The following is a 26556-nucleotide window of genomic DNA, read 5'->3' as shown; positions in this document are numbered from 1 at the left end:
CCACAGGTAGGACTCGAACCTACGACCGATCGGTTAACAGCCGATAGCTCTACCACTGAGCTACTGTGGAACAATATAACATTTACTAGCGACATTAAAAATTTAACATGTTTCTGGCCTAAAGTCAATATATTATTTTAAAACAGCGTATAAAAAATAGGCAATCATCAACAGTTGAATAAATCCTTTCGAGATAGCGCCACTAAAAAAGCCAATAACCGAACCTACTCCAATTTTTACTGCGTTGCTAATTGTGGTCCGATGAACAATCAGTTCTCCTACAATCGCTCCGATAAACGGCCCTAAAATAATTCCAAATCCCGGAATAACAAACGGACCCACAAGCAATCCAACTGTACTTCCCCAAACGCCTGCTTTAGTGCCTCCGAATTTTTTCACACCAATAATATTAGCGATATAGTCTGCTAAAAAAAGTGCGACAACTAACAATCCTTGTATCACCCAAAATAACCAGCTATAGGAGCTAAAATCATAAAATAAACCGTATATAACAAATCCTAGCGCTACAAATAGCACGCTTGGGATGATGGGATAAACCAACCCAACAAACGATACAACAAAGCTAATGATAACTAATGCCCAACATAAAATAGCCATGCCCGCACCTATCCTTTTTATTATTACTATTTATCATACAATAACCACTCTTATAAAGAAAGGCCTTGCATGAGCAAGGCCTTTCTTTATTTTACCTTTGAATATGTCTTTAGATAGCGATCTCCGAGTACCGCTTCCGCAATATTAACAGCATGATCTCCAATTCGTTCTAAATTGCTAATGATATCGACAAAAACAATAGCAGCAGAACCTGTACATACATTTTCATTTAGACGTAAAATGTGCTTCTTACGAAGCAGACGCTCCATTGCATCAATCTGCTCTTCTTTTTGAATGACCTGGACTGCTTTTTCTCTATCTACTTTTTCTAAAGCAAAAACAGCTTCTTTAACTGTTACAATAGTCAATTCGAACATATCAGCTAAGTCGGTATTAGCTTCTTTTGTCATTTTCACCTTATTTGTAATTTGATAATCAACAAGTTCAATGATATTTTCAAAATGATCGCCAATACGCTCAATATCTCGCGCAGTATCTAGAAGCACAGAATGCTCTTCGCTTTCAGCTTCTGACATGGAAGAGCGGGATAACAACACTAAATAATTCGTGATTTTTTTATCTAAATTGTTAATGGCATTTTCAATTTGCATAGTAGCATCAGAATGTTTAGGATGGCGCGTCTTCAAATAACTATTGGCTTCTTCTAACCCAATCGTCGCGAATTCTCCCATACGAATAAGCTCTGCTTTTGCCTGCCCAAGAGCAATTGAAGAAGACTGTTCAATAAAAATAGGATCAAGATGTTTAGGTTTAAAGTCTATAACAGCATCTTCACCAGGAATCAGCTTTGTAACAATTAACGCAAGCAGACCGATAAGAGGGAACTGAATAATTGTATTGGTTGTGTTAAAGAGACCATGAGCAAATGCAATCGTCATTTCTGGGTTTAAGCCCATCGTCTCTCTCAAGTACTCCACAAGACGAGTAAATAACGGCAAGATAATTAAAAAGATAGTTGTACCAATTAAGTTGAACATTACGTGCGTTAAAGCAGCCCTTCTTGCTGCCACACTTGCCCCGATTGAAGCTAAAATAGCGGTAATAGTCGTACCAATGTTGTCTCCAAACAATACAGGCAGCGCGGCATGTATATCAATAGCGCCCTGTCCAAAAAGTTCTTGTAGAATTCCGATAGTAGCGCTAGAGCTTTGCACAATCACCGTAAATAAAGTGCCAATTACAACTCCTAAAATCGGATTATCACTCATGCTTACAGTTAAATCATGAAACTGTTGAAGTGAGCGAAGCGGCTTCATCCCGCTTCCCATAAGCTCTAGACCAAAGAATAACATTCCAAACCCAAAAGCGATTTGACCAAAATTTTGAACAGGTTTACTTTTAAAGAAAAAGAGTAAAATCGCTCCCACTGCGAGAATAGGAAGAGCGTAGCTCGAAATGTCAATTCCGATTATAAAAGCTGTAACTGTCGTACCGATATTTGCGCCCATAATAACCCCTATAGCTTGGCGCAAAGTCATAAAACCGGCACTTACTAAGCCTACCGTAATAACAGTGGTTCCTGAGCTGCTCTGAATAAGAACGGTAACCAGAATACCTGCTAGAACTCCCATAAACGGATTAGTTGTGAATCTGTCTAAAATATCGCGCAATCTATCTCCTGCTGATTTTTGCAACCCATCTCCCATGAACTTAATCCCGAATAAAAAGATTCCGAGTCCACCGATAAATTCAAAAATCATTTTTTGAACATCTAGTTCCAAACACCTCAACTCCTTGATTTTTTTCTAACGACATAGAGAAGTCCCCACTATTATTAACGAATCTTAAAAGCACTGTAAACGTTTTTACGCTAATGTTTACAATAACTTAACAGTATATTTACATTGTAATTGGAAACGATTTCTAGAACCTATTGTAAACCTTGAATTTCCGCTATAGAATAAATTATAGTTAGAATTTTTTAATAAAAGGAGGGTTTACAATAATCATGTTAAAAAAGGTGGGATGGAGTCTTACTTCCTTTCAAAAAATAAGGTCGCTTCGCTTTGAGCATACGAATAAAACAATTGGCTTTGTGCTGTTTTTAACATTCATTTCTTTGCTGCCTACATTTTTCTTTATGACGTTGACAATTGTAAACGGCTATCACATTGCTACAACAGAGCTTCCGAAATCGGTTTCTTCTTTTTCTATTTCAAATTCACAGCTTACGTCAAGCCAACCTTTCACAAAAAAAGTAAACGGTACCGCTTTTATCTTAGACCCCTCACAGTCTATTGAACGGTTTCATTCCCCTGCTCATGCAATTGGTTTTTTAAAGGATGGAATTTACATCACGACTAATTCACAAACACAAACGTATTCATATGAGTTGCTAAACTGGCATCATAAAGATAAAAATGAACTGTTAAACTTGCTGCACGAACAAAAATTTTCTTTATACATACTTGTCCCTATCGCTATGCTTTTACTGTACGTATTAACATCTGGACTAAACTTCCTTTCTATTACCTGCCTTGCTTATCTTGGAAAACTGATTGGACTCATCACTAAGAAGCAGCTTCCTTTCAAACAGCTATGGGCACTGAGCGCTTATAGTACGGTAGCCTTCACGCTGCTTTATACGCTTTTTGAAGCTTTTTCTTTGTCTCTAGCAACACATAGCTCTCTTTACTGGATAGGAACGTTCTTCATTTACTTATTGCTCGTCACAAGGGTTCCTATGAGAAAAAAGGTAAAACCTAATAAAGCGATTGAAACATAACGAAATGAATCCAATCAACGGCTAGAAGCACCTACATACATAAAATCTATGTTTACCCTGCCAATGAAAAGCTCCGAACGAATTTAATTCTTGATCAAGAATCAAATTTGTTCGGAGCTTCTTCAACTAACATACTTTTGTCCCAGCCTCTTTATTTCTGTACAACTTTTCTTCTCCCCATTGCAGAAGAAAAAATTTTCAACTGATACAAAACCCACAAACCTCCTGCTGCGAGCAAACTAAAGCTATAAATAAACATCAGCCTTTCAGTATGCATCCACACTTCAAAAACAACGGGTCCCAACGCTACTCCTAAAAATCTCACCGTTCCATAAATGGATACAATAAATCCTCTTTCTTCGTCTGAAGCCGCTGAAGTAATCATCATATTAATACAAGGAAGAACAAATCCTAAGCCGCCAAAGGCGACTGTCAAACAAAACATCAGCACAGGAAGCGTATAAATCACCGTTAATACTCCAAACATTACGAATAAAAGAATCATTCCTACTATCATCAATTTTTTCATGAGCACTACATCTGTTTTGATTCGCTGACCGGTCCAATAAGAAACGAGCGTCATCGCGCCAAGAGGAAATAAAAAAGCGGTTCCTTTGAAAAAACCGTCTATATGATACGTTTCCTCTATTAAAAAAGATAAGTAATATAAAATGCCAAATAATAAAAACAACCCCAGTCCCCCGACAAAGAATAAAGGAAAAAGCGATTTTCTTTTATCATAGACGATCCCAATGGCTCTCTTTAAATACTCTCCAACAGATACTGAATCTGAACCTGTTTTCGCTTCTCTCACATACATGGCTATACCTACTAAAGCAGCACCTGCAGCTAAAGGATACACAAAAAATGCGGCATACCATACAACGAGTGCCGCCGTTGCTCCAATTATAGGTGCAACCACTTTTCCAGCTCCATTATATACTTCTAAAATCCCAAGGACTTTTGCTCTTTTTTCCCCTGTAAATACATCTCCAGTTAATGCCATTGCCAACGTTGTAGTACCAGCAGCGCCAATCCCTTGAATCACTCTTCCAGCCATCAACACAGCAAAGCTTCCAGAAGAGACCAAAGCGCTACTAGCAGCGACAAGGCTACCGATTATCATCACGATGAGGGAATACATAATTAATTTTTTACGTCCATATCGATCTGATAAAATTCCTACCGCAGGAATACACAATGCAGCCGGAATAGAAAATACACTCAGTATCAAACTGGTTTGGACTCCACTTAAGTGAAGTGACTTTTGAATGCTTGGCAGCAGAGGAATGAGCATGGAATTTCCCAGCACCATGATTAAAGGCAATAAGCCTAATGAAACAATCATTAATTTTTCTTTCAAATTTCGTTCTCCAATCATATTTAAGTAAGACAAGCATAGGCTTTACACATAAGCAAAAGAATGAAGGAGGAGCATAATGAAAAAGCTATGTGCATTAGCCGCTTTCGCTTTTATCGGATATATTTGTCACTACGACATTAAATACGGGACCATTCCTACTGCGACTGAAGCAGTTCAAGTCAGCAAAGCGCAGCCTGCAGAAACAAAAGCCGCCAGCTCTTCTTCAATCTATACAAAAATAAAAATTAAGCCAGGCGATACAGTTTTGTCCGTCATTGAAGAGCTTACAAAAAAATCGATACCGGTTTCTATGAACCAAATGATTAAAGACTTTAAGAAGTTAAATAACGGTACAGCGCCTGAAGATATTCAAATTGGAAAAACGTATAAGTTCCCTATTTACAAGTAATGACAGCATTCTTCTTGTCAAGATGGGATAGTCATTGTTAAAATAGCTAAGGTAGTACTTTCTACTAGTTATTTTGTTCATAAAGAGTTATTCTATTAATGAATTCAAATTCTTGATTTCATTTTGAAGGAGAGATTATCACGTGAGTGAAATTATACATCGTACAAAAACACGCCCCGTTAAAGTTGGAGATTTAACAATTGGGGGCAGTAACGAATTAGTTATTCAAAGTATGACAACCACTAAAACACATGATGTTGAAGCAACGGTTGCAGAAATTAAACGTTTAGAAGAAGCAGGATGCCAAGTTGTTCGTGTTGCTTGTCCAGATGAGCGCGCAGCAGATGCAATCCCTGAAATTAAAAAACGCATTAACATTCCATTAGTTGTAGATATTCATTTTGACTATCGCTTAGCGTTAAAAGCAATTGAAGGCGGAGCGGATAAAATCCGTATCAACCCAGGTAATATTGGACGCCGTGAAAAAGTGGAAGCTGTTGTAAATGCTGCAAAAGCTAAAAATATTCCAATTCGTATTGGAGTTAACGCCGGTTCACTGGAAAAACGTATTTTAGATAAATACGGCTATCCGACAGCAGATGGCATGGTAGAAAGTGCACTTCATCACATTAAAATTTTAGAAGACCTTGATTTCCATGACATCATCGTTTCAATGAAAGCATCCGATGTTAACTTGGCAATTGAAGCATATGAAAAAGCTGCTCAAGCTTTTGACTACCCTCTTCACTTAGGAATTACAGAATCGGGTACATTATTTGCGGGAACTGTAAAAAGTGCAGCGGGTCTTGGCGCTATTTTGTCTAAAGGAATCGGAAATACATTACGTATTTCTTTAAGTGCGGATCCTGTAGAAGAAGTAAAAGTTGCACGCGAGTTGCTAAAATCATTCGGTTTAGCTTCCAATGCTGCAACGCTTATTTCTTGCCCAACTTGCGGACGTATTGAAATTGATTTAATTAGCATTGCTAATGAAGTTGAAGAGTATATTTCAACTGTAAAAGCACCGATTAAAGTAGCGGTACTTGGCTGCGCTGTAAACGGTCCTGGCGAAGCTCGTGAAGCTGATATCGGGATTGCAGGAGCACGCGGTGAAGGTCTTCTATTCCGCAAAGGTGAAATCGTACGCAAAGTTCCGGAAGAAACAATGGTTGAGGAACTAAAAAAAGAAATTGATAAAATTGCTGCTGAATATCACGCAAAGCAAGAAGCTGAAAAAGCTGCAGCTAAATCATAACCAAAAAAAGCGAGGCGCATATGCGCCTCGCTTTTTTTATGAAAAGAACGGTAATATAAACGTACCGACAATAATCGATACAACTCCGATCCCTATTGCCCATGCTCCTAGCGTAAGTGCTCCTTTTCTGCGTGCGATAAACCCTAGAATAATCCCAGCGGCACCAAGAATAATTGGTAAAAAGAATAGTGAAAGAATCGAAAGCACGAGTGCGAAACGACCGTATCCCGTTCCTTCTCCTCGTCCAGCGACTTCATGATTGCGATTGCGGTCAATATCTATAACTTCACGCTCTGCATGTGGCTCTCCTACTCGGTAAGGAACGCCCACTTCAGCTGCAGTTTCTTCCATGAAATCAGCTTCATATACATCTTTTCTACGCCTTTGTTCTTCATTCTCCATGCTTAATCCCTCGCTTTCGTAAATAAGGAGCATTTATAGTATCTGAATGCGAGAAAAAATTATAAGTGTTAATCTTATACAGCTGCTCATTTTCTTGCAAAAATAGATACCTGCACGATTCCCACACCGTATAATCATCCTTATCTTTTTTCTTAAGGAGTATAAAAAGTATTACTGTTTCTCTTTAGGCTTTATGTTACACTAGACAAGAATAATCAAGCACCTAAGTAGAATAAACGTATTAAAGGAGTGCACGTAGTTGACAAAAAAGTTTGGAATTGACATTGATGGAACTGTTACCTCTCCTGAAACTTTTGTTCCTCATTTAAATAAAGCCTTTAACTTAAATTTAACACTTGAAGATATTACAGAATATGATTTCAGCCCTTTTGTAAATGTATCACCTGCAGAACTCGGGAAATGGTTTAAAGCAAATGAACGCTCTATTTACGAAACCTCTCCACTTGCAGACGATGCAAAAGCGGTTTTGCAAAAGTGGCATCAAAAGCACGAATTATTCTTTATTAGTGCAAGGCACGATCAGCTATTGGACGTCACGGAAGAATGGTTTCAAAAAAATGAGCTATCGTTTCATCACATTGAGTTAGTCGGCTCTCATTTTAAAGTTGAGACAGCAAAACGATACGATGTTGATATCTTTTTTGAAGACAAACATGATAATGCTTGTGAAATCAGTGAAGAATGCAATATTCCCGTTATCTTATTTGATACTCCTTATAATCGCTTACCTGTTCCAAAAGGAGTGGTTCGCGTATATAACTGGCTAGAAGCAGATCAGTGGGTAGCCGACTGGTTAAAAGAACAGCAAAAATAAAAAAGAGAGGTGCATAGCACCCTCTCTTTTTTATTGATTACATTCTATACATTGACCGTAAATTTCGAATTTATGGCCTGTAATATTATACCCTCGCAAATCCTCGTCTACATACTCCATCGGACAAGCTTCAATTTCTTTTGTTTTTCCACAATCTAAACAAATGAAGTGGTGATGATGATGAGCAGTTGCACATTTAAATCGAAAGTGCTTTTCGCTCGAAAGCTCCGTCATTTCAAGTACGCCTAACTCCACAAATAATGATAAATTACGGTAGATTGTATCAAAACTTAGACCAGGATAATCAGGCTTCATATATTCTAATACATCTTTTGCCGTTAAGTACTTATTTGATTTTGAAAACAAGGCAAGCATTTCTTCACGTTTTCCTGTATGTTTATATCCTTGATCTTTTAATAAATGAATGGCTTCAGTTAAATTCATTTTTGTTTCCCCTTCCGTCCTTTATTAATCATAATAGATATGATTAAAATAACAACAGCAATGACAACAATTGTACCGCCTGGTGCTAAATCCAAGTAGTACGCTGAAAATAATCCGCCTAAAACAGATATTTCACCAAAAATCACCGAAAGCAGAATCGTTTGTTTAAAGCCTCTAGCTAAGCGAATGCTTGCTGCTACAGGAAGAGTCATAAGCGATGACACCAATAGAATACCGACGATACGCATCGATACAGCAATGACAAGAGCAACCATCACGATAAATAAAAAGTGCATCCACTTCGATTTAATTCCAGAAGCAGAAGCATGCTCCTCGTCAAAAGATAAAATAAATAATTCTTTATATAAGAAAAAGACAATAGCTATTACAAATACCGCTATGACAACAACTGTCCAAAGATCCGAACGACTAACTGCACTCACGCTTCCAAACAAATAATTCATTAAATCATTATTAAAACCGTCTGCCAGCGAGATACAAATTGCACTAATACCAATTCCGCCCGATAAAATAATCGGAATGGCCAGCTCTTGATAGTGCTTGTAGACCCCTCGAAGCTTCTCGATAAAAAGAGCCCCTGTAACGGAAGACACCATTCCTAAATAGACGGGGTTCACTCCTTGCATAAACCCTATTTTCTGACTAAGAAGCAAGCTCGCAGAAATTCCGGCTAGCGTCACGTGACTTAACGCGTCTGCAATTAAAGAAAGACGTCTTACTACGATGAACGTGCCCAATAAAGGAGCTAAGACGCCAATAATCATACCTGTTAAAAATGCATTTCGCAAAAACTCAAATTGAAATAAACTGCTTATCATACGTGCTGCCCTCCATGATGATGATCATGGGTTAACACATGAACATTATGACCATAAAACATAGATACGTCATGTTCACAAAGCTGTTCGAATTCTTTGGCATTCCCATGAAAGTGTAAAAATTTATTTAAACAAGCAACGTGGGTTACTTTTTCCGAGACAGTTCCAATATCGTGAGTAACAAGCACAAGCGTAATTCCTTTTTCTTTATTTAACTTTTCAAGAAGCTCATAAAAAGTGTATACATTTTGTGCATCCACTCCGACCGTAGGCTCATCTAAAATTAACAGCTCGGGCTCACTTACAAGCGCGCGTGCAATAAAAATTCGCTGCTGCTGACCACCGGATAGCTCTCCTATGTTTCGATTTAAAAATTCGCTCATCCCCACTGCTTCTACCGCTTCTTTTACCTTTTGTTTATGAGAAGCATTCATAAAGCGAAACAAACCTAGTTTTGAAGTAAGGCCCGTGGAAACCACTTCAAAAACGGTAGCAGGAAAGCCGCTGTTGAAACTATTCGCTTTTTGCGATACATATCCAATTTTACTTCGTTCTTTAAACCTTCTCTGATCTTTTCCAAATAAACGAATTGAACCTTGAGATGGTTTTTGCAAACCAAGCAAACATTTGATTAGCGTTGATTTCCCAGAACCATTTGGACCAACGAGCCCCAAAAAAGCTCCTTTTGGAATTGAAAAACTTATATCTTCTAATACATTCACTCCATCATATTGAAATGATAAATGATCAATTTCAATGATATCAGGTGTATTCATATGCGCCTCACCATTCTTTTTTTATATTTCTCCATACAAAAGAGGGCACGGTTTCTATCGTATACTCCGTTACCCATTTACTTTCTCAGAATCATTACGATTTAATCATTAATGTAGTATACAGGATTGTCTTTTATTTGTAAACTAAGCCGTTTCACTCTTTCGCTTTCTTACCCCCGTAGGTTCATCCGACTCAAAATGTTGTTTTATTACACAATATAGTCACATCTTTCTTTTTTATTCATAAACTGTATATGACGAGGAGGTAATCATATGAAAATTGTACAGCAGATTGTCAATAAGAAAGTAAACAATATTACCCCGAAAGAGCTTTTAAAGTATAGCAAACAATACAACATCCCCATTACAGATCAGCAGGCACACACCCTTGTATCTGTCATTAGACAGCAGCCCGTAAATATTTATAACCTTGAAGAGCGCCGAAATTTAATCAAACAAATTGCTCAAGTAACAGATCGTGAAACTGCCAGACGCGTGAACGAATTATTTCAGCAGTTAATGTAAAAGAAGAGGTCATGTCTGTAGACATGACCTCTTTCAATCACATATGAAATTACATAAGCTTTTGTTTTAATTCTGAATCAAAGCTTTGTGCACGAATCATATCAATTTCCAATTGATATGGCGCTTTTTTATTTTTCTTATCTTCTCCTACATAAGGAGTTTCTAGAATTTTAGGAACTTCTTTAAACGCTGGGTGATGAACAATATAATTCAGTGCACCAAATCCGATTTCACCAAACCCAATGTTTTCATGACGGTCTTTTCGAGCACCGCATACATTTTTACTATCATTGATGTGAAGCACTTTAATTCGCTGTATTCCTACGGTTTTGTCAAATTCATTTAATACACCGTCAAAGTCTTGAACGATATCGTAACCAGCATCATGTACGTGACATGTGTCAAAACAAACAGAGAGCTTTTCATTGTGCGTCACACCATCAATAATTTGGGCGATTTCTTCAAAGCTTCTTCCACACTCTGTTCCTTTTCCAGCCATTGTCTCAAGCGCAATTTGAACTTCTTGATCAGCTGTCAACACTTCGTTTAGACCGTTGATAATTTGCTGAATACCAGCATCTGCTCCGGCCCCCACATGAGCCCCTGGATGAAGAACAATTTGCTTTGCGCCAAGAGCATGGGTGCGCTGAATTTCAGACGTTAAGAAATCTACTCCAAGCTCAAATGTTTCGGGCTTTGTTGTATTCCCTAAATTAATGATATAAGGAGCATGTACAACAATATCTTTCATTCCATGCTCTTTCATATGCAAAAGACCAGCTTCAATATTAAGCTCTTCAATCTTTTTGCGACGAGTATTTTGTGGAGCACCTGTATAGATCATAAACGTATTTGCTCCATAAGAAGCTGCCTCTTCACTTGCTCCTAAAAGCATCTTTTTGCCGCTCATCGATACGTGAGAACCAATTTTCAACATTCTTTTTTACACCTCTAACCTATTGCGATTAACGATTGTTGCGTCTTTCACTACGCTTTTTCTTTTGCACGTACTTTGTAATTTCACGAGCACGTTTTTTCTTATAGCCAGGCTTTACTTTCTTAGGCTTTTGAATAAAGCGATGTGCCTCTTCTCCCACTTCATCCGCTTTCTTCACACGCTTTTTACGGCGGTTACGGTCATCAATAGAAACCCATTCTTGCTTTTGAAGATCTTTGTTTACAAACTCGATTCCCATTTTCTCTAGCTTATTTACTGCATCTTCATCTTCCACATCGAAGATTGTAGCAGCAATTCCAGAATGACCAGCACGAGCTGTACGGCCTACGCGGTGAATGTAGAAATCTAGATCTGAAGGAAGCTCAAAGTTAATAACGTGTGAAATCCCTTCAATATCAATACCGCGAGCTGCTAAATCTGTCGCTACTACGTATTGAAATTCTAAATTATTAATTTGCTTCATCATTTTCTTACGGTCACGAGGAGATAAGTCTCCGTGAATTCTTCCTACTTTTAAGCCTTTAGACAGTAGGTCATCTGCTACTTCGTCCGCCATTTTCTTTGTATTTGTAAAGACGATAGCTAAATAAGGATTATACGAAATAAGCATATCGTGCAGCAGCTTAAACTTGTTACGATGACGTAGTGGAACTAATACATGCTCTAATTTAGCCGCTGCTGCTTGCTTCGGCGAAACATGCGTAAATTTTGGATTTTCCATGTATTTTTTTAAGAATGGCTTTAATTTTTCAGGAATCGTTGCTGAAAAAACAAGCATCTGTAATTTTTCAGGCATGTTGCTTGCCAAACGGTCCACATCTTCTAAAAATCCCATATCAAGCATTAAATCAGCTTCGTCTACTACTAACGCCTTAGTTGTATACACAACTAACGCTTTTTCATTTACTAAATCAAACAAACGAGCCGGTGTTCCTACAACCACTTGAGGCTGTTTCTTTAATTTGTCGATTGTACGCTGCTTATCTGTACCGCCGATAAAACATTTTGCTGAAATTTCTTCTCCTTCAGCACTGTGTTTTGTTAGCTTTAAGACTTCTTGATAAATTTGAGAAGCAAGCTCACGAGTTGGAGCGGTAATTACAACTTGTACTTCTTCTTTTTTAGGATCTACCTTTTCAAGTAAAGGCAACAAATAAGCGTGTGTTTTGCCCGTCCCTGTTTGTGACTGACCAATTACACTTTCCCCTTTTAAAACGGAAGGAATTAAGCGCTCTTGAATCTCTGTAGGCTGATAAAAACCTAATTGTTTAATTGCTTCTATTAAAAATGGTTGAAACTCAAAACGTTCAAAGTTTGTTTTTTCCATAATAGTCTCCTTTTTTACATTCACGTTCATCTTTTAAGGCACAATATATGATTATAATCGATTTTTCCTTCTGTGACTACTTCTCATTCATATTACTAAAACTTATTACCTGTTTCAAAAACATTTTATCGCGAGTTGCATACGATAGTAAAAGAAAATCTACTTTACTAAAGGAGGTGCGTCCTTTGCTACAGCGAAGACCACCATTTCCACCCGGTATGCAAAGAAGAATGATGCCAGGAATGCCACCGCAAAACGGTTTTGGGCAACAACCTGGTAACTTTGGCCAATTTAATCCATTACAGCAGTTTCGTAACTTTGCCCAGCAAACAAATGCTCAACAATCATTTTACCCGAATCAGCAAGGCCTGAACCGTGGAGGAGGTAACTTCTTAACTCGCCTATTCCGAAGAGGCGGGAATAGAAACATCCCCTTTCAACAAGCAGCAGCTGCTGCTCCTCGAGGTTCTTTGTTTTCAGGCCTTTCAGGAGCCCAAGGTGCTGCAGGAGCGACCAACTCTTCTTCCCTGCTTGGAGGTTTGCAAGGTTTAACGAACCCTGCTAACTTAAGCTCCATGATGGGAAATGTTCAGCGAGTATTAAAAGCTGCGGAAACGATGGGACCTATGATTCAACAATACGGACCTCTTGTCAAAAATGCTCCTTCTCTATGGAAAATCTATCAAGCCCTGCGCTCAAGTGACGATACAGATGAAGTACTCGAAGCAGAAGGAACAGAGGTTGCTGAAACTGATGAAAGCAAAGACAGTAAGGTTTTGTCAACAGGCGCAGAAAGCACGGATTCATCTGATGATGAGCTGGATTTCTTCGAAGAAGAAATTGAACTTTCCTCTAGAGATCGAGTGTCTAAACCAAAACTTTATATTTGATAAATCTGCTAGTTCCGTAAGTAAAGACAGTAAGTAAAAAAAGAATATCTTTGTATTCTTCCTTCCTCTTTTATATAATAGAAGCGAGTTGAATTGCTCGTCAGGATTATGATGAGGAGGAAATTGAAATGAAAGTTATTAAAATCGCACCGCGCGGCTATTGTTATGGTGTAGTAGACGCAATGGTCATTGCACGAAACGCCGCTTTAGATAAATCATTGCCTCGACCAATATATATCTTAGGAATGATTGTTCATAATAAACACGTTACAGATGCGTTTGAAGAGGACGGCATTATCACACTGGACGGTGCTAATCGCCTAGAAATCTTAGACCAAATAAATGAAGGAACCGTTATTTTTACGGCGCACGGAGTATCTCCAGAAGTAAAAGAACGAGCAAAAGAAAAAGGTTTAACAACAATCGATGCTACATGTCCGGATGTTACAAAAACCCACGACCTTATTCGCCAAAAAGAAAAAGAAGGTTATGACGTTATTTATATCGGAAAAAGAAATCATCCTGAGCCAGAAGGTGCACTTGGCATCGCACCAGATATCGTTCATTTAATTGAAAAAGCAGAAGACGTAGCCCATTTAAATATTCAACGTGAAAAAGTCATTGTAACCAATCAGACAACAATGAGTCAGTGGGACGTTGCAGATGTCATGGAAAAAGTAAAAGAAAAATATCCGCACGCTGAAGTTCACAAGGAAATTTGTTTAGCTACACAAGTTCGCCAAGAAGCTGTAGCTGAGCAAGCAGGTGAAGCAGATGTTACAATCGTAGTAGGAGATCCTAAAAGTAACAATTCAAACCGTTTAGCTCAAGTATCAATGGAGATTGCCGGCACTGAGGCATATCGCATCGGTGACATCTCAGAGCTTCAGATCGAATGGTTGATGAACGCGAAAACCGTAGCTGTTACGGCAGGCGCATCTACCCCTACTCCAATCACAAAAGAGGTCATCAATTTTCTAGATCAGTTCGATCCGGAAGATGAAACAACATGGACACGTGAAAAAAGTGTGCCTCTTTCGAAAATTTTACCAAAAGTTCGAACAAAAAAATCGTCTTAATAGACGCAAAAGAAGGTGTTGACATTCGTCAACACCTTCTTTGTTACATAAACGTAAATGGGTTTGTGTCTACTTTTGAATCAAATACTTCACACTCAAAGTTTTTCGCTTCAAAAAGACTGTTTAATACGCGTGTTACACCTTGTCTCATAACTTTTTCAACATGATGACCAGGATCTACAACGTTTAATCCCATTGCCATTGCATCATGCGCAACGTGGAAATACAAATCACCTGTTACATAGGCATCTGCTCCGCTAAATTTTGCGTTTGTAATATATTTGTTTCCGTCTCCGCCAAGAACAGCTACTTTTTTCACAATGGCATCCATAGACCCTACTACTCTGACACCATCTACATCCAATGCTTGTTTAACGTGATCGGCAAACTGTTTTAACGTCATCTCTTCTTTTAACTTACCAATTCGTCCAAGTCCAAGCGTTTCGCCCGTTTGTTCCACTGGATAAATGTCGTAGGCTACTTCTTCGTAAGGATGAGCACTGAGCATGGCACGAATAATTTTATTTTGTTGACCCGCTTCAAAAATAGTTTCAACTTTTGTTTCATTGACACGTTCTAGCTCTCCTTTTGAGCCAATGTATGGATTGGCTTCTGAAGAAGGTTTAAATGTGCCTTCGCCTTCTGTTGAAAACGTACAGTCGCTGTAAAGGCCAACATGTCCAGCTCCCGCATCACAAATAGCTGTGCGCACTGCTTCAGCGTCATTTGAAGGAACAAATACAGCTAGCTTTTTCAATTGAATCGACGTTGTCGGAACCAGCACTTTTGTCTCTTGTAGCCCCAACGCTTCGGCTAACAAGTCATTTACTCCGCCTTTAGCTATATCTAAGTTTGTATGAGCAGCATATACGGCAATATCATGCTTAATGCATTTCTCTAAAATACGCCCTTCAGGACGATCTGTAACCACTTGTTTTAGAGGTCTAAAAATAGGAGGATGATGAGCAATAATTAAATCCACTTGTTTTTCAATTGCTTCGTCTACGACCGTTTCAAGAACATCTAACGTTACCATTACTTTTTTTACAGGCTTGTTTAACGTTCCAATCTGTAAACCAATTTTATCTCCTTCAACTGCTAAATGCTTGGGAGAAAATGATTCAAATGCCTCAATTACTTGAAATCCGTTAGGGATTTTACTCATTTTAACGCCTCCTCAATTAATGAGATGTCTTGGGTAAGTTTTTGAAGTTTTGCTTTGCTTTCCTCTGACTGAGCCTGTTCCATTTGACTGACAATTTGTTTAAGATGATTTAGTTCATGCGTCCACTTTGTCATAAAAGCAGAAGAGCGCTTTTCTTTTAAAATAGGGCCCATTAACACACCGGCTTCCACTTCCCCGTTATACGGAGCTAAAGGGTTTCCAGGTTCAGCAACGATGACTTCATACATACGACCGTCTTCTTCGATGATTTTTTCATCAATGATTTCCCAGTTGTGTTGAATCAGCCAGCTGCGAATATGATGTGAACCAATATTCGGCTGAAGCACAAGTCTTTTTACTCCTTCTAATTTTGCCTTTCCTTCTTCTAAAATCATCGTAATAAGCGTTCCGCCCATTCCGCAGATTGTAATACAGTCTACTTCATTCGGTGATATTACTTCTAGGCCGTTTCCTTTTCGAACATCAATAACATCCGTTAAGCTTGTTTTTTTCACCTGCTGAATAGCCGATTGCAGGGGACCTTCTGTAATTTCACCTGCTACAGCGCCGCTAATATATCCATTTAAATAAGCAAAACATGGCAAATACGCATGATCTGAGCCAATGTCTGCTATCTTTGCTCCCAAAGGAATCGACTTTACTACTTCTTCAAGTCTTGTTGATAAGTTTAATTCATTCATTTTGTCACCTATTCTCTATGTGATTACTGTTCATTATTTTAACATAGATAGCTGCATGATTCCTATTTCTCTTCATGTTTTCCTTCTAGCTGAATGCGTATAAAAACATCATAAAAAAAAAGCCTGCTTTATAAATGAGCGGCTTTCCAGAAAATCATGTTTCTGAACTCTATTTAATTTCTGATACCCATTTAGCCATTTCCTTCGCTTTTTCCGGAGGAACCAGCCCCGGCGGCATGTTTCCTTTACCGTTTACAACAATATCTGCAATTTCGTCTTGAGAAACTTTTTTCCCAATTCCTTTTAACGAAGGACCTACTCCACCTTGATACTGATCGCCGTGACAACCAATACAAGTTTTTTGATAAATTTCTTCTGGTTTAGCTGAAGCCTGCTGTTCCGCGCCACCGCCTTCTTTTTCAGCCGCGATTTCTTTTGCATTGTTCAATCCGTTGAACGAAAGCGTTAACATTAAAGCAATCCCAATTACCGCAATTAATAAAAATGGTATTAGCGGATTTCGCTTCACTCACTATACCCCCTTTATGTATTCCCATCCCTAGAAATAACAAAATAGTATAAGCACTTTTATTTTACTTGAAAATGCTCATAAGTGAAAGGGTTTTATTTACATAATTAACTAATTTCTTATTGCTTATCTTAACAGCCAATTTGCCTTGCAATAACAGAGCGCTGAATTTCCGAAGTTCCTTCTCCAATTTCTAAAAGCTTGGCATCCCGTAAATACCGCTCCACGTGATACTCTTTCATGTAGCCGTATCCTCCATGAATCTGCACAGCTTGACTGGCTACTTCCATACAAATTTCAGAAGCATACAGTTTACACATAGCTGCTTCTTTCGTAAATGGCTTTCCTTGGTCTTTTAACCACGCTGCTTTATACACCATATTTCTTGCTAACTCAATTTTCATGGCCATATCAGCTAATTTAAACTGAATCGCTTGAAACGATGAAATAGCTTTCCCAAACTGCTTTCTTTCCTGCGCATATGACAGTGCTTTTTCATAAGCCGCTTGAGCGATTCCAACGGCCATTGCCCCAATTCCAATTCTTCCCCCGTCAAGCGTCATTAGAAATTGTTTGAATCCTTCTCCTCTTACACCGAGTAAATTCTCTTCAGGCACTTCAACATCCTCTAAAACGAGTTCAGTTGTATTTGAAGCATGTAGACCCATTTTCTCGTAATTGTCTATTACAGTAAAACCTCGAGCTTCTGTAGGCACGATAATAGCTGAAATTTCTTTTTTACCTTCTGTACGGTTTGTAACAGCTGTTAAAGCTAAAAACTTTGCATAGCTGGCATTCGTAATATAGCATTTACTTCCATTAATCCTAAATGTTCCATCCTTCAACACTGCTTCGGTCTCCGTTCCCCCCGCGTCACTTCCTGCGTTCGGTTCGGTTAAACCAAACGCTCCAAAAGATTCCCCGGAGCATAAAGCAGGTAGGTACTGTTCTTTTTGCTCCTTTGTTCCGAATAAATAAATAGGTGCCCCCCCGAGCGAAACATGAGCTGAGTATGTAATTCCTGTAGAGCCACAAGCTTTACTTAACTCCTCTACGACAATAGCAAAACTAACCGTATCTGCGCCTCCGCCACCATACTCTTCAGGAAAAGGAAGGCCCATTACACCAAGCTCACTTAACTTTTTAAAAACATCAAGCGGAAATTGCTTATTTCGATCGCGCTCTAGTGCATTTGGTGCTACTTCAGCTTCTGAAAATTCTCTCAGCGTCCGTTGAATCATCTTTTGTTCATTGGTTAATTCATAATTCATTTTTATTCCCCCTAAAAATGTATACGCTTACATTATCTAATTATAATTCATTTTTGTAAATTTTCTCAACTTTTAAAACGTTTTAATTTTTTCATGTTATAATAGAGGAGTATTCATCAATGCAAGAATAAAATGAGAGCGATTCCATTTTTTTCGGATGTTTAAATGAAATTTGAACATCTTACGCTTCTATAACAAAAGAATATAAAGGAGCATTTGCAAAACGAAGGACAATTCAGTAAAATATATGAAAGAAGAAAAGTTGGTAAAAAAATCAATATACTTCTTTAAAATGCGTTTTCATGAAATTTATTCCATAAAAAAACAGACAGCCTCTTTCCGCAGGGAAAGAAGCTATCTCATAAGCGCTATTTACGCTTTTATCTATTCTAAGAAATCTTTTAAACGTTTGCTTCGACTAGGGTGACGAAGCTTGCGAAGCGCTTTAGCTTCAATTTGACGAATACGCTCACGCGTTACGCCAAATACTTTTCCTACTTCTTCAAGCGTACGCGTACGCCCATCGTCCAGACCAAAGCGGAGTCTAAGAACATTTTCTTCGCGATCTGTTAACGTATCAAGGACGTCTTCTAACTGCTCTTTTAATAATTCATATGCAGCATGTTCAGAAGGTGATGTTGCATCTTGGTCTTCAATGAAGTCACCTAAATGAGAATCATCTTCCTCACCAATTGGCGTTTCAAGAGAAACCGGCTCTTGGGCAATTTTTAAGATTTCACGAACTTTTTCTGGTGTTAAGTCCATATCTTCTGCAATTTCTTCAGGAGATGGTTCGCGACCTAAATCTTGTAGAAGCTGACGTTGAACACGAATTAGTTTGTTAATCGTTTCAACCATATGAACAGGGATACGAATCGTTCTTGCTTGGTCAGCAATCGCACGAGTAATAGCTTGACGAATCCACCATGTCGCATACGTACTGAATTTATAACCTTTGCGATAATCAAATTTTTCTACCGCTTTAATAAGACCCATGTTTCCTTCTTGAATTAAATCAAGAAACAGCATACCGCGTCCAACATAGCGTTTAGCGATACTTACCACAAGACGTAAGTTTGCTTCAGCAAGACGACGTTTCGCTTCTTCATCGCCTTCTTCAATACGTTTTGCTAAATTGATTTCTTCCTCTGCCGACAATAAGTCAACGCGTCCGATTTCTTTTAAGTACATACGAACTGGATCATTAATTTTCACACCAGGAGGTACACTTAAATCATTTAAATCAAACTCTTCTTCTTTTGACAGTTCTTGAATATCGGGATCGGCATCGTCATCATTTGCTTCAGATTCACTCATTACTTCAACACCTTGTTCTCCAAGGTATTCATAATATTCATCCATTTGATCGGATTCAATTTCGAAGTTCGCCATACGCTCTGCAATTTCTTCGTATGTTAGCACACCACGTTTTTTTCCGATTTCGGTCAATTGATCTTTTACTTGTTCAATTGTTAAATCTGAATCAAGTTGTTTTGATTGAGCTGATTTTTCAGCCATCAGATCCCCTCCTTCCAAAATTTTAAGGAAAACCTTCTAAAAGTGGGACTAATACGCAACATCGTTTATTTTAACGTTTTTTTCAACTGTAAAATTTCCATTGCTATTGTCGCAGCTTTTAAATAATCTTTTTGACGCTCTGCTTCTTGCTTTTCTGCTTCTTTTTTTTCTATCGCTACCCTTTGTGGATAAATCAATATCGTTTGGATATAATCATTCAAAGCTTGCTCCGACAATTCATCATTGATTGACATCATCGCCAATTCTGAAGCTAGACTAGACAACGAAGATTCGGGCAACCGCTCAATAAATCCGCTCGGATTAGGCTCGTGTCCTTCCTCGTAATAGGCATACAAATATAGAACAAGCGCACGATGTTCTTCGACATTGAACTGACCTTGAAGTCGGTCTTGAATTCTAAATGCTACATCCTTATCTTTCAACATATGAGCGATCAAAAAACGTTCTGCATTTTGATAAGCCGGTAATAAGCTTCTCTTTACGACTGGTTGTCTATTTATATTATTTCGATTTGGAGAATCATTATCCTTTTTCTTTTTTTCCGTTCGATACACTTGATACTGCTGTTCTTTAAGCGCATCTAATGAAATGGAAAACTCTTGTGCCAATTGGCGTAAATAATGATCTCGCTCTACAGCTTTTGTAAGGAGGCTTATTTCTTTCAAAACGTCTTCAATGTATTGCATACGTTCAGATTCATTTTGTAGATTTCGCTTTCGGCGGAGATACCTCATTTGAAATGCCATAAAGGTCAAGCTGCTATTAATAACATCATTTTGAAACTTCTCTGCCCCGTATTCTTTAATATAATCATCCGGGTCATAACCATCCGGCATCACAGCAATCTTAACGGTACAACCCACATTTGTTAAGATAGCAGTTGCTTTGTGCGCTGCTTCAATTCCAGCAGAATCTGCATCATAGCAAATGATAACGGACTCTACATTTCGGCGAATAATTTTGGCTTGTTCTTCTGTTAAGGCAGTTCCCATTGTTGCAATTGCGTTTGGGCACCCCGCTTTAACAGCTGAAATAACATCTGCAAATCCTTCAAATAAAATAACCTGCTGATTTTTGCGTATATGTTTTTTAGCGCGGTGAAAGTTGTAGAGTGTGCGACTTTTGTTAAAAATAGAAGTTTCGGGACTGTTTAAATATTTAGGCTGCCCTTTTATCTCTTTTAGCAGGCGCCCTGAAAATGCAATTGTTTTGCCTTGCAAGTCAGCAATAGGAAACATAATTCGATCGCGAAAACGATCAAAGTACGTTTCATCTTGGTTGCGTTTAATGATTAAACCTGCATGTTCCATCTCTTGCGGATTAAACCCACGTTTTGTTAAGAACTTACTTACAAATTCCCACGAATCTAAAGCAAAACCTATCTCAAATTCATCGATAATTTCTCGTGAAAACCCTCGATTTATTAAATAATCATAAGCATCTTGGCCTTCTTTTGTATTTACCAATAAATGATGGTAAAATTTCTTTAAAAGCTCGTGTGCTTCAATCATTTTATTGCTAGGCTTTTGATTATCTTCTTCATGAGGATGTATCTCATGTTCAAAAGGAATGTCTCCTTTTTCAGCAAGCTGCTGAGCTGCTTCCGTGAAGGACAGTCCTTCTAATTCCATTATGAATGAAAATGAATTCCCTCCTGCACCGCATCCAAAGCAATGATAAATTTGTTTATCAGGCGATACTGAAAAAGATGGTGTGCTTTCCCCATGAAACGGACAGAGTCCAAAATAATTGCGCCCTTGTTTTTTTAGTTGTACATAATCGCTTATGACGTCGACAATATCTACTGAATGCCGAATACGGTCGATTACTTCATCAGGAATTCGATTTGCCATAGTAACAGCTCCGTATTTCATATAATATTCTTCACTAAGTGCTAAATTCCTGCAAGTTTCGACAACATTTTTTCAAAAGCTTGAATGAAATGCTGGCGATCTTCTTCACTAAATGCCTTTGGGCCTTTAGTATGACGCCCTGACCGTCGCTCTTTTGCAGAAACATAGCGAAAGAAAAGCACCGTATTCATTTCGTCGTCATTATAGTACTTTCCACGAGGAGACAGTGCGTAAACCCCTCGACTTACTAACATGCTTGCTAAGCCAGTATCTTGAGTTACGACAATATCCTGCTTGGCTGCGTGATTTAAAATATATAAATCTGCGGCTTCCTTTTCTGCATCTACATAGACCCATTTTCCTGGTGTAGGATTTGTTTGCATGTGAGCATAGGAAGCAACAAACACAAGCTCGATGTCATATGTATGTGTAAGTTCAACGATTTCTGCTTTAACAGGGCATGCATCAGCATCGACAAAAACTTTACTTTTTCTTTTGCTATAACTCTGTATTCTACATCCCTCCAGAGATTCCTTCTAACAATTTGTTATTTCCTGTAGATGGCATTTGTCGAATACTTTTTTGGATTTTGACTTGACTTTTATATAAATAGTTTATTCGTTCTTAACAAAGTCTAAACCTAAAACTATTCTTTTTTATCACAATTTTTTATTATAATATAAACAACCTATATTTTCTATACCAAAGTCACTTGTTTTTAAAAGTTCTGTCATATTCATCTTTGGTATATTTTCTTAGGCTTACAGCATACAAACATAAGAAAGCAATCTCCTTTCTGTCACGCACAGAGGAGATTCATCGTTTATTTCTTTTTGATGGTATTGAGAATGATACCAGCTGTTTCTTCTACGGCTCTGTTGGATACATCAACCACTTCACAGCCAATCTTATCTACAATTCCTTGGAAGAATTCAAGTTCTTCTTTAATACGGCCAATATTAGCATAAATTGCTTTATCGTTTAGCCCAAGAGACTTTAAACGCTCTTTACGAATATCGTTTAATTTTTCAGGACTGATAGTAAGCCCTATACACTTCTCAGGTGATACGTGAAACAGCTCTTCTGGCGGATCTACCTCAGGTACAATCGGAACGTTGGCTACTTTCAAACGCTTGTGTGCTAAAAACTGAGAAAGAGGTGTTTTAGATGTTCTTGATACACCGATTAATACGATATCCGCTCTAAGAATGCCTCTTGGATCACGCCCATCATCATATTTCACTGCAAATTCAATCGCTTCTACTTTCTTAAAATAATCTTCGTCTAACTTTCTAGCCATTCCAGGCTCATAGCGAGGAGAAAGTTGATAAGAAGATTGAATTTTATCAATTAAAGGTCCAATAATATCAAATACCTCTACCCCGTTTTTGGACGCTTCTTGAATTAAAAATTCTCTCATTTCGGGCTTTACTAGCGTAAAGCCAATAATAGCGTTGTTCAACTTCGCTACTGAAACCACTTCTGAAAGTGTTGCGATGTCCTCTACGTAAGGTACTCTTTTAATTACAAAGTCCGTCATATTGAACTGACTTGATGCAGCCTTTACAACTAGTTCAGCTGTCTCACCTACAGAATCCGAAATGACATAAAGACATGGGTTGTTCATATTTTGTGCATCCCCTTTTTAATCCTTTTTCACTTATAATACTTCATCATTTGCTAGTGCTACTAGTAATTTCGTAATATTTGTTTTGGTAATGCGTCCCACCACTTCAAAATTGCCGTCTCCCTCTTTAATAACGGGCATAGCATCAATCTGTTTTTCAATTAAGATCTTAGCAATATCAATTAACAAATCTTCGCGATAACAATATGTAATGTTGGGCATTCTCGTCATGATAATATGAACAGGAATAGATGTGAGCTCTTGCTTTCCGATACTCGCGCGCAATAAATCTTTACGCGACAGTACTCCCACTAGCTGTGATTTCTCATCCACTACAAAAAGGGTCCCCACGTCTTCTAGAAACATTGTACAAATAGCATCATATACCGACACATTTTCGTTCACGACTACAGGGATAGACTGATATTCTTGCACCTGTATTTTTTTTATTTTATCTGTAAGAAGCTGTGCTCCTGTTTTACCTGTGTAAAAGTAACCTACGCGCGGTCGCGCTTCTAGATAACCAGCCATTGTTAAAATAGCCAAGTCCGGTCTTAGCGTGGCCCGCGTAAGGCTAAGCTGATCTGCAATATGCTCGCCTGTAATAGGGCCTTCGTCTTTGACAATTTGTAAAATTTGTTCTTGTCGTTTGTTCAGTTCGATTGTACTCACCACCTAATCATTAAATGTGACATACTATTTATAAAACATTATATACTTTTTAAGCAAAAGTAAAAGCTATAACTTATTAATTTTAGCATTTTATCTTTTTAGAATGCCGTTTATTTTACCATGGCTTCTCAAAAAAAGCAGACATTACGCTTACAATAAGCGAAACTATCCCTTCGCTCCACAGTAAAAAGGGTGTCCTCTACACACTACGAGGCACCCTAGCGACAGCAATTCCTTGCATATCACTGATTATCTTTTCTATTTCTTATCAGAGAGCGATTGTTTTAAAGACTCCATCTGATTCAAAAACCGCTTTGTTTTTAAAAACAATCCTGAATATTCTTCATAATATTGATCAATTACAAACTTTAATTGTTTTTTTGTTTCGGGTTTAACAGAAATAGAACCTAACCGCTTTAAATCAATGTAATAAAATAGCCTTAATAGTTTAACCGTCATCGGACTAATTTTCAAATGATAAGGATCTTTTTCTAAGCATCGATGACAAATAAACCCGCCTTCTCGAATGGAAAAATGAAATGTTCCTTCACCTTGATGGCAGACTGCACATTCATTTAATGTAGGATGAAGACCTAGAACGTTTAACATTTTCATTTCATAAATAAATGTTAAGATCTCTGCATCATACTCTTCGTTCATATAATGAATGGTTTGGTGCAGCAGTTCAAATAGAAATGGATTTGGTTTATTGTTCTCAGTAGCTTTATCTGTTAATTCAAGAATATAAGAAGCATACGCTGTTGTGAAGATATCTTCGCGTATGCTTCTCATAGATGAGATAACTTCTCCTTGATGGAGAGTGCCCATTCCTGAACCTGCTTGTATAAAAAAGTATCCATACGTAAATAATTGTGTGACGGAAGCTAAGCGACTACTGGGCTTTTTTGCCCCTCTTGCCATAAGACCCACTTTTCCGAGTTCACGTGAATAAATGGTGACAATTTTATTTGATTCACCGTAATCATTCGTTCGAATGACAATTCCTTCACACTTTTTAAACAATCATCATCACCGCCATCTTACAGAAGGCTAAGACAAGGGAGAATTGAGACTTTCGCTGTTGTCCTCATATGTTTCGGGTCTTTCTTTCACTTCATTTTCAAGTTCCTTAAAAATGAGATAAGTATCAATGCTACCTGTTTGTGAAAAAATGTTCCAAGTAAAATTCAACATAGAACTCCCACCTTTCTAACCATAAAGATCAGATACATATTTCAATTCCTTATGTTTAGAATAGCCTTCCGACGTAAAATCATGTAACACAATTTTTTACAAATTACCTTCTTTTATGAAGGGGTATAAATCGACGCCAACAAGAACTCAAATGATTAATATTCGTCTTCTCTAAATCCAAAGTCACGGAGATGCGACGCTCGGTTTCGCCAATCTTTTTGCACTTTTACCCATAGTTCTAAAAATACTTTTGAACCTAAAAGAGCTTCAATGTCTGCTCTTGCTTTTCTTCCTACCTCTTTTAACATCTTTCCTTGCTTTCCAATTACGATGCCTTTTTGTGAATCTCTTTCGACGATAATTGTAGCGCCGACGTAAACAGCGCCATTATCTCGTCTTTGCATAGAATCCATCACAACGGCAATAGAATGAGGTATTTCTTCCCTCGTTGCATGCAGTACTTTTTCACGAATTAATTCCGTAATAATAAAGCGCTCTGGGTGATCTGTTACCTGATCTGCCGGGTAATACTGCGGACCTTCCGGCAATCGCTGCTTGATTTGATCAAGCAAGCGCTCCACGTTATTTCCTTGTAAAGCTGAAATTGGCACAATTTCAGCGAAAGGATATAAGTCTTTATAATTCGTGATAATTGAAAACAATTCGTCTGGATGAATTTCATCAATTTTATTAATCACAAGGAAAACAGGCGTTTTTGTATCTTTTAAACGCTCGATAATAAATTCATCGCCTCGACCTAAACCCTCTGTTGCGTTAATCATAAATAAAATTAAATCTACTTCTTTAAGCGTATTTTGCGCTACCTTCATCATAAAGTCGCCTAATTTATGCTTTGGTTTGTGAATTCCTGGTGTATCAATAAACACAATTTGCGCCTGATCTTCCGTGTACACACCCTGAATTTTATTTCTAGTTGTTTGCGGTTTGTCACTCATAATCGCAATCTTTTGACCGATTACTCGGTTCAAAAAAGTTGATTTCCCTACGTTTGGTCTTCCAATAATTGAAACAAAACCTGACTTAAATTCATTATTACTCATGTAAATCCTCCGATGAAAATGCTCCTGGAAGTAATTCTTCCACAGTTAGTTCTTGTATGTTATTTTTTAAATTGGTTAATATAACTTTCATTTCTTTTGGACAAAGCTCAGAGATTACTTGTCTGCATGCTCCACACGGAGAAACAGGACGATCAGTATCAGCTACTACAGCAAGTGCTGCATACTCTTTATCTCCTTCTGAATAGGCTTTAAATAAAGCCGTACGCTCAGCACAATTGCACATGCTATAAGCCGCATTTTCAATATTGCAGCCGCGATAAACCTTTCCATCTTTCGTCAATAAAGCTGCACCAACTTTAAATTTTGAATACGGTACATAAGCCATTTCACGAGCTTTTTTCGCCTCATCAATCAGTCCGGTCTTATCCATTTATCCGCTCTCCTTTTGCGCTTCTACATGTCTTTTAACTTGTCCTTTTTTATTATACCACGGGGGTGTAAAGAACCAAAAAGAATC

Annotated in this window: 29 protein-coding genes; 7 read left to right on the top strand and 22 right to left on the bottom strand. The window is 38.0% G+C overall.

The window, feature by feature from the left end; genetic code table 11:
• Window positions 1-132 precede the first annotated feature (132 nt).
• Window positions 133-618, bottom strand: a complete 486-nt coding sequence (locus tag ACMX9J_RS19480; RefSeq protein ID WP_028411626.1) for a DUF456 domain-containing protein — start codon at window positions 616-618, stop codon at window positions 133-135.
• An 86-nt stretch (window positions 619-704) separates the two neighbouring features.
• On the bottom strand, window positions 705-2360 hold the full coding sequence (locus ACMX9J_RS19475) for a Na/Pi cotransporter family protein (protein WP_176343412.1): 1656 nt from the start codon (window positions 2358-2360) through the stop codon (window positions 705-707).
• A 227-nt stretch (window positions 2361-2587) separates the two neighbouring features.
• Here ACMX9J_RS19475 and ACMX9J_RS19470 point away from each other — a divergent pair, with 227 nt between their 5' ends.
• Window positions 2588-3364, top strand: coding sequence for a DUF1189 domain-containing protein (locus ACMX9J_RS19470; protein WP_232217067.1), 777 nt, complete (start codon window positions 2588-2590; stop codon window positions 3362-3364).
• A gap of 151 nt (window positions 3365-3515) precedes the next feature.
• Here ACMX9J_RS19470 and ACMX9J_RS19465 read toward each other — a convergent pair whose 3' ends face one another.
• A complete protein-coding gene (locus ACMX9J_RS19465; RefSeq protein WP_028411629.1) occupies window positions 3516-4727 on the bottom strand; it encodes an MFS transporter in 1212 nt (403 codons plus the stop codon).
• Window positions 4728-4803: 76 nt separating this feature from the next.
• Here ACMX9J_RS19465 and ACMX9J_RS19460 point away from each other — a divergent pair, with 76 nt between their 5' ends.
• The gene (locus ACMX9J_RS19460; RefSeq protein ID WP_033579687.1) at window positions 4804-5136 is read left to right on the top strand and encodes a hypothetical protein; all 333 of its coding nucleotides are present in this window, start codon (window positions 4804-4806) and stop codon (window positions 5134-5136) included.
• Between the two features lie 151 nt (window positions 5137-5287).
• Window positions 5288-6391: a flavodoxin-dependent (E)-4-hydroxy-3-methylbut-2-enyl-diphosphate synthase gene (gene ispG, locus ACMX9J_RS19455; protein WP_201763664.1), complete on the top strand. Its 1104-nt coding sequence runs from the start codon at window positions 5288-5290 to the stop codon at window positions 6389-6391.
• Window positions 6392-6427: 36 nt separating this feature from the next.
• Here ispG and ACMX9J_RS19450 read toward each other — a convergent pair whose 3' ends face one another.
• Window positions 6428-6793 (bottom strand): hypothetical protein, encoded by a 366-nt coding sequence (locus ACMX9J_RS19450; protein WP_013059205.1) that lies wholly within the window; start codon window positions 6791-6793, stop codon window positions 6428-6430.
• 259 nt (window positions 6794-7052) lie between these two features.
• Between ACMX9J_RS19450 and ACMX9J_RS19445 the strand changes: the two genes are divergently transcribed.
• Entirely contained in the window at window positions 7053-7628 is a 576-nt protein-coding gene (locus ACMX9J_RS19445; RefSeq protein ID WP_034271152.1) for a 5' nucleotidase, NT5C type, read from the top strand.
• 30 nt (window positions 7629-7658) lie between these two features.
• Here ACMX9J_RS19445 and ACMX9J_RS19440 read toward each other — a convergent pair whose 3' ends face one another.
• The 3 genes from ACMX9J_RS19440 to ACMX9J_RS19430 are packed head-to-tail and all read right to left on the bottom strand — an operon-like array spanning window position 7659 to window position 9687.
• The gene (locus ACMX9J_RS19440; RefSeq protein WP_013059207.1) at window positions 7659-8072 is read right to left on the bottom strand and encodes a Fur family transcriptional regulator; all 414 of its coding nucleotides are present in this window, start codon (window positions 8070-8072) and stop codon (window positions 7659-7661) included.
• Window positions 8069-8911 (bottom strand): metal ABC transporter permease, encoded by an 843-nt coding sequence (locus ACMX9J_RS19435; protein WP_028411633.1) that lies wholly within the window; start codon window positions 8909-8911, stop codon window positions 8069-8071. Before ACMX9J_RS19435 ends, ACMX9J_RS19440 begins: the two co-directional genes overlap by 4 nt.
• On the bottom strand, window positions 8908-9687 hold the full coding sequence (locus ACMX9J_RS19430) for a metal ABC transporter ATP-binding protein (protein ID WP_028411634.1): 780 nt from the start codon (window positions 9685-9687) through the stop codon (window positions 8908-8910). Before ACMX9J_RS19430 ends, ACMX9J_RS19435 begins: the two co-directional genes overlap by 4 nt.
• 273 nt (window positions 9688-9960) lie before the next feature.
• Between ACMX9J_RS19430 and ACMX9J_RS19425 the strand changes: the two genes are divergently transcribed.
• Window positions 9961-10212 carry a DUF2624 domain-containing protein gene (locus tag ACMX9J_RS19425; protein ID WP_013059210.1) on the top strand — a complete coding sequence of 84 codons (252 nt, stop codon included), beginning with the start codon at window positions 9961-9963 and terminating at the stop codon, window positions 10210-10212.
• A gap of 49 nt (window positions 10213-10261) precedes the next feature.
• On the opposite strand, the gene ACMX9J_RS19420 is transcribed toward ACMX9J_RS19425, so the two are convergent.
• Both ACMX9J_RS19420 and ACMX9J_RS19415 read right to left on the bottom strand, forming a co-directional pair.
• Complete coding sequence (locus ACMX9J_RS19420; RefSeq protein WP_028411635.1) at window positions 10262-11149, bottom strand: deoxyribonuclease IV; 888 nt, start codon at window positions 11147-11149, stop codon at window positions 10262-10264.
• Window positions 11150-11177: 28 nt separating this feature from the next.
• On the bottom strand, window positions 11178-12497 hold the full coding sequence (locus ACMX9J_RS19415) for a DEAD/DEAH box helicase (RefSeq protein ID WP_013059212.1): 1320 nt from the start codon (window positions 12495-12497) through the stop codon (window positions 11178-11180).
• A 185-nt stretch (window positions 12498-12682) separates the two neighbouring features.
• Here ACMX9J_RS19415 and ACMX9J_RS19410 point away from each other — a divergent pair, with 185 nt between their 5' ends.
• Window positions 12683-13387 (top strand): YqfQ family protein, encoded by a 705-nt coding sequence (locus ACMX9J_RS19410; RefSeq protein WP_028411637.1) that lies wholly within the window; start codon window positions 12683-12685, stop codon window positions 13385-13387.
• A 128-nt stretch (window positions 13388-13515) separates the two neighbouring features.
• Window positions 13516-14466 (top strand): 4-hydroxy-3-methylbut-2-enyl diphosphate reductase, encoded by a 951-nt coding sequence (locus tag ACMX9J_RS19405; protein WP_028411638.1) that lies wholly within the window; start codon window positions 13516-13518, stop codon window positions 14464-14466.
• A 43-nt stretch (window positions 14467-14509) separates the two neighbouring features.
• Here ACMX9J_RS19405 and ACMX9J_RS19400 read toward each other — a convergent pair whose 3' ends face one another.
• The 13 genes from ACMX9J_RS19400 to ACMX9J_RS19340 all read right to left on the bottom strand — a co-directional run bounded on the left by ACMX9J_RS19400 (window position 14510) and on the right by ACMX9J_RS19340 (window position 26469).
• Window positions 14510-15631 carry a Nif3-like dinuclear metal center hexameric protein gene (locus tag ACMX9J_RS19400; RefSeq protein ID WP_416226108.1) on the bottom strand — a complete coding sequence of 374 codons (1122 nt, stop codon included), beginning with the start codon at window positions 15629-15631 and terminating at the stop codon, window positions 14510-14512.
• Window positions 15628-16332 (bottom strand): tRNA (adenine(22)-N(1))-methyltransferase, encoded by a 705-nt coding sequence (locus tag ACMX9J_RS19395; protein WP_028411640.1) that lies wholly within the window; start codon window positions 16330-16332, stop codon window positions 15628-15630. The genes ACMX9J_RS19400 and ACMX9J_RS19395 overlap by 4 nt, the downstream gene beginning before the upstream one ends.
• 169 nt (window positions 16333-16501) lie before the next feature.
• A complete protein-coding gene (cccA, locus tag ACMX9J_RS19390) occupies window positions 16502-16861 on the bottom strand; it encodes a cytochrome c550 (RefSeq protein WP_013059217.1) in 360 nt (119 codons plus the stop codon).
• Between the two features lie 131 nt (window positions 16862-16992).
• Entirely contained in the window at window positions 16993-18132 is a 1140-nt protein-coding gene (locus ACMX9J_RS19385) for an acyl-CoA dehydrogenase (RefSeq protein ID WP_416226107.1), read from the bottom strand.
• Between the two features lie 384 nt (window positions 18133-18516).
• Window positions 18517-19650 carry an RNA polymerase sigma factor RpoD gene (gene rpoD, locus ACMX9J_RS19380; RefSeq protein ID WP_013059219.1) on the bottom strand — a complete coding sequence of 378 codons (1134 nt, stop codon included), beginning with the start codon at window positions 19648-19650 and terminating at the stop codon, window positions 18517-18519.
• A gap of 65 nt (window positions 19651-19715) precedes the next feature.
• Window positions 19716-21524: a DNA primase gene (gene dnaG, locus ACMX9J_RS19375; protein ID WP_016765586.1), complete on the bottom strand. Its 1809-nt coding sequence runs from the start codon at window positions 21522-21524 to the stop codon at window positions 19716-19718.
• Window positions 21525-21565: 41 nt separating this feature from the next.
• Window positions 21566-22036 (bottom strand): YaiI/YqxD family protein, encoded by a 471-nt coding sequence (locus tag ACMX9J_RS19370; protein ID WP_028411643.1) that lies wholly within the window; start codon window positions 22034-22036, stop codon window positions 21566-21568.
• Between the two features lie 311 nt (window positions 22037-22347).
• Window positions 22348-23151, bottom strand: a complete 804-nt coding sequence (locus tag ACMX9J_RS19365; RefSeq protein ID WP_014458195.1) for a pyruvate, water dikinase regulatory protein — start codon at window positions 23149-23151, stop codon at window positions 22348-22350.
• A 33-nt stretch (window positions 23152-23184) separates the two neighbouring features.
• Window positions 23185-23823: a helix-turn-helix transcriptional regulator gene (locus ACMX9J_RS19360; RefSeq protein WP_025750542.1), complete on the bottom strand. Its 639-nt coding sequence runs from the start codon at window positions 23821-23823 to the stop codon at window positions 23185-23187.
• A gap of 258 nt (window positions 23824-24081) precedes the next feature.
• Window positions 24082-24846, bottom strand: a complete 765-nt coding sequence (recO, locus tag ACMX9J_RS19355; RefSeq protein WP_033579683.1) for a DNA repair protein RecO — start codon at window positions 24844-24846, stop codon at window positions 24082-24084.
• Between the two features lie 27 nt (window positions 24847-24873).
• Entirely contained in the window at window positions 24874-25017 is a 144-nt protein-coding gene (locus tag ACMX9J_RS19350) for a YqzL family protein (RefSeq protein WP_014458193.1), read from the bottom strand.
• Window positions 25018-25172: 155 nt separating this feature from the next.
• Entirely contained in the window at window positions 25173-26078 is a 906-nt protein-coding gene (gene era, locus ACMX9J_RS19345; RefSeq protein ID WP_013059225.1) for a GTPase Era, read from the bottom strand.
• On the bottom strand, window positions 26071-26469 hold the full coding sequence (locus tag ACMX9J_RS19340) for a cytidine deaminase (RefSeq protein ID WP_033579682.1): 399 nt from the start codon (window positions 26467-26469) through the stop codon (window positions 26071-26073). Before ACMX9J_RS19340 ends, era begins: the two co-directional genes overlap by 8 nt.
• Window positions 26470-26556: the final 87 nt, after the last annotated feature.

The organism is Priestia sp. RMT2NF4 (assembly GCF_047872835.1).
In the GTDB taxonomy this organism is placed as follows: Bacteria; Bacillota; Bacilli; order Bacillales; family Bacillaceae_H; genus Priestia; species Priestia zanthoxyli.
The sequence above is the reverse complement of the archived record's forward strand: the minus strand, read 5'-3'. Positions and strand labels throughout refer to the sequence as shown.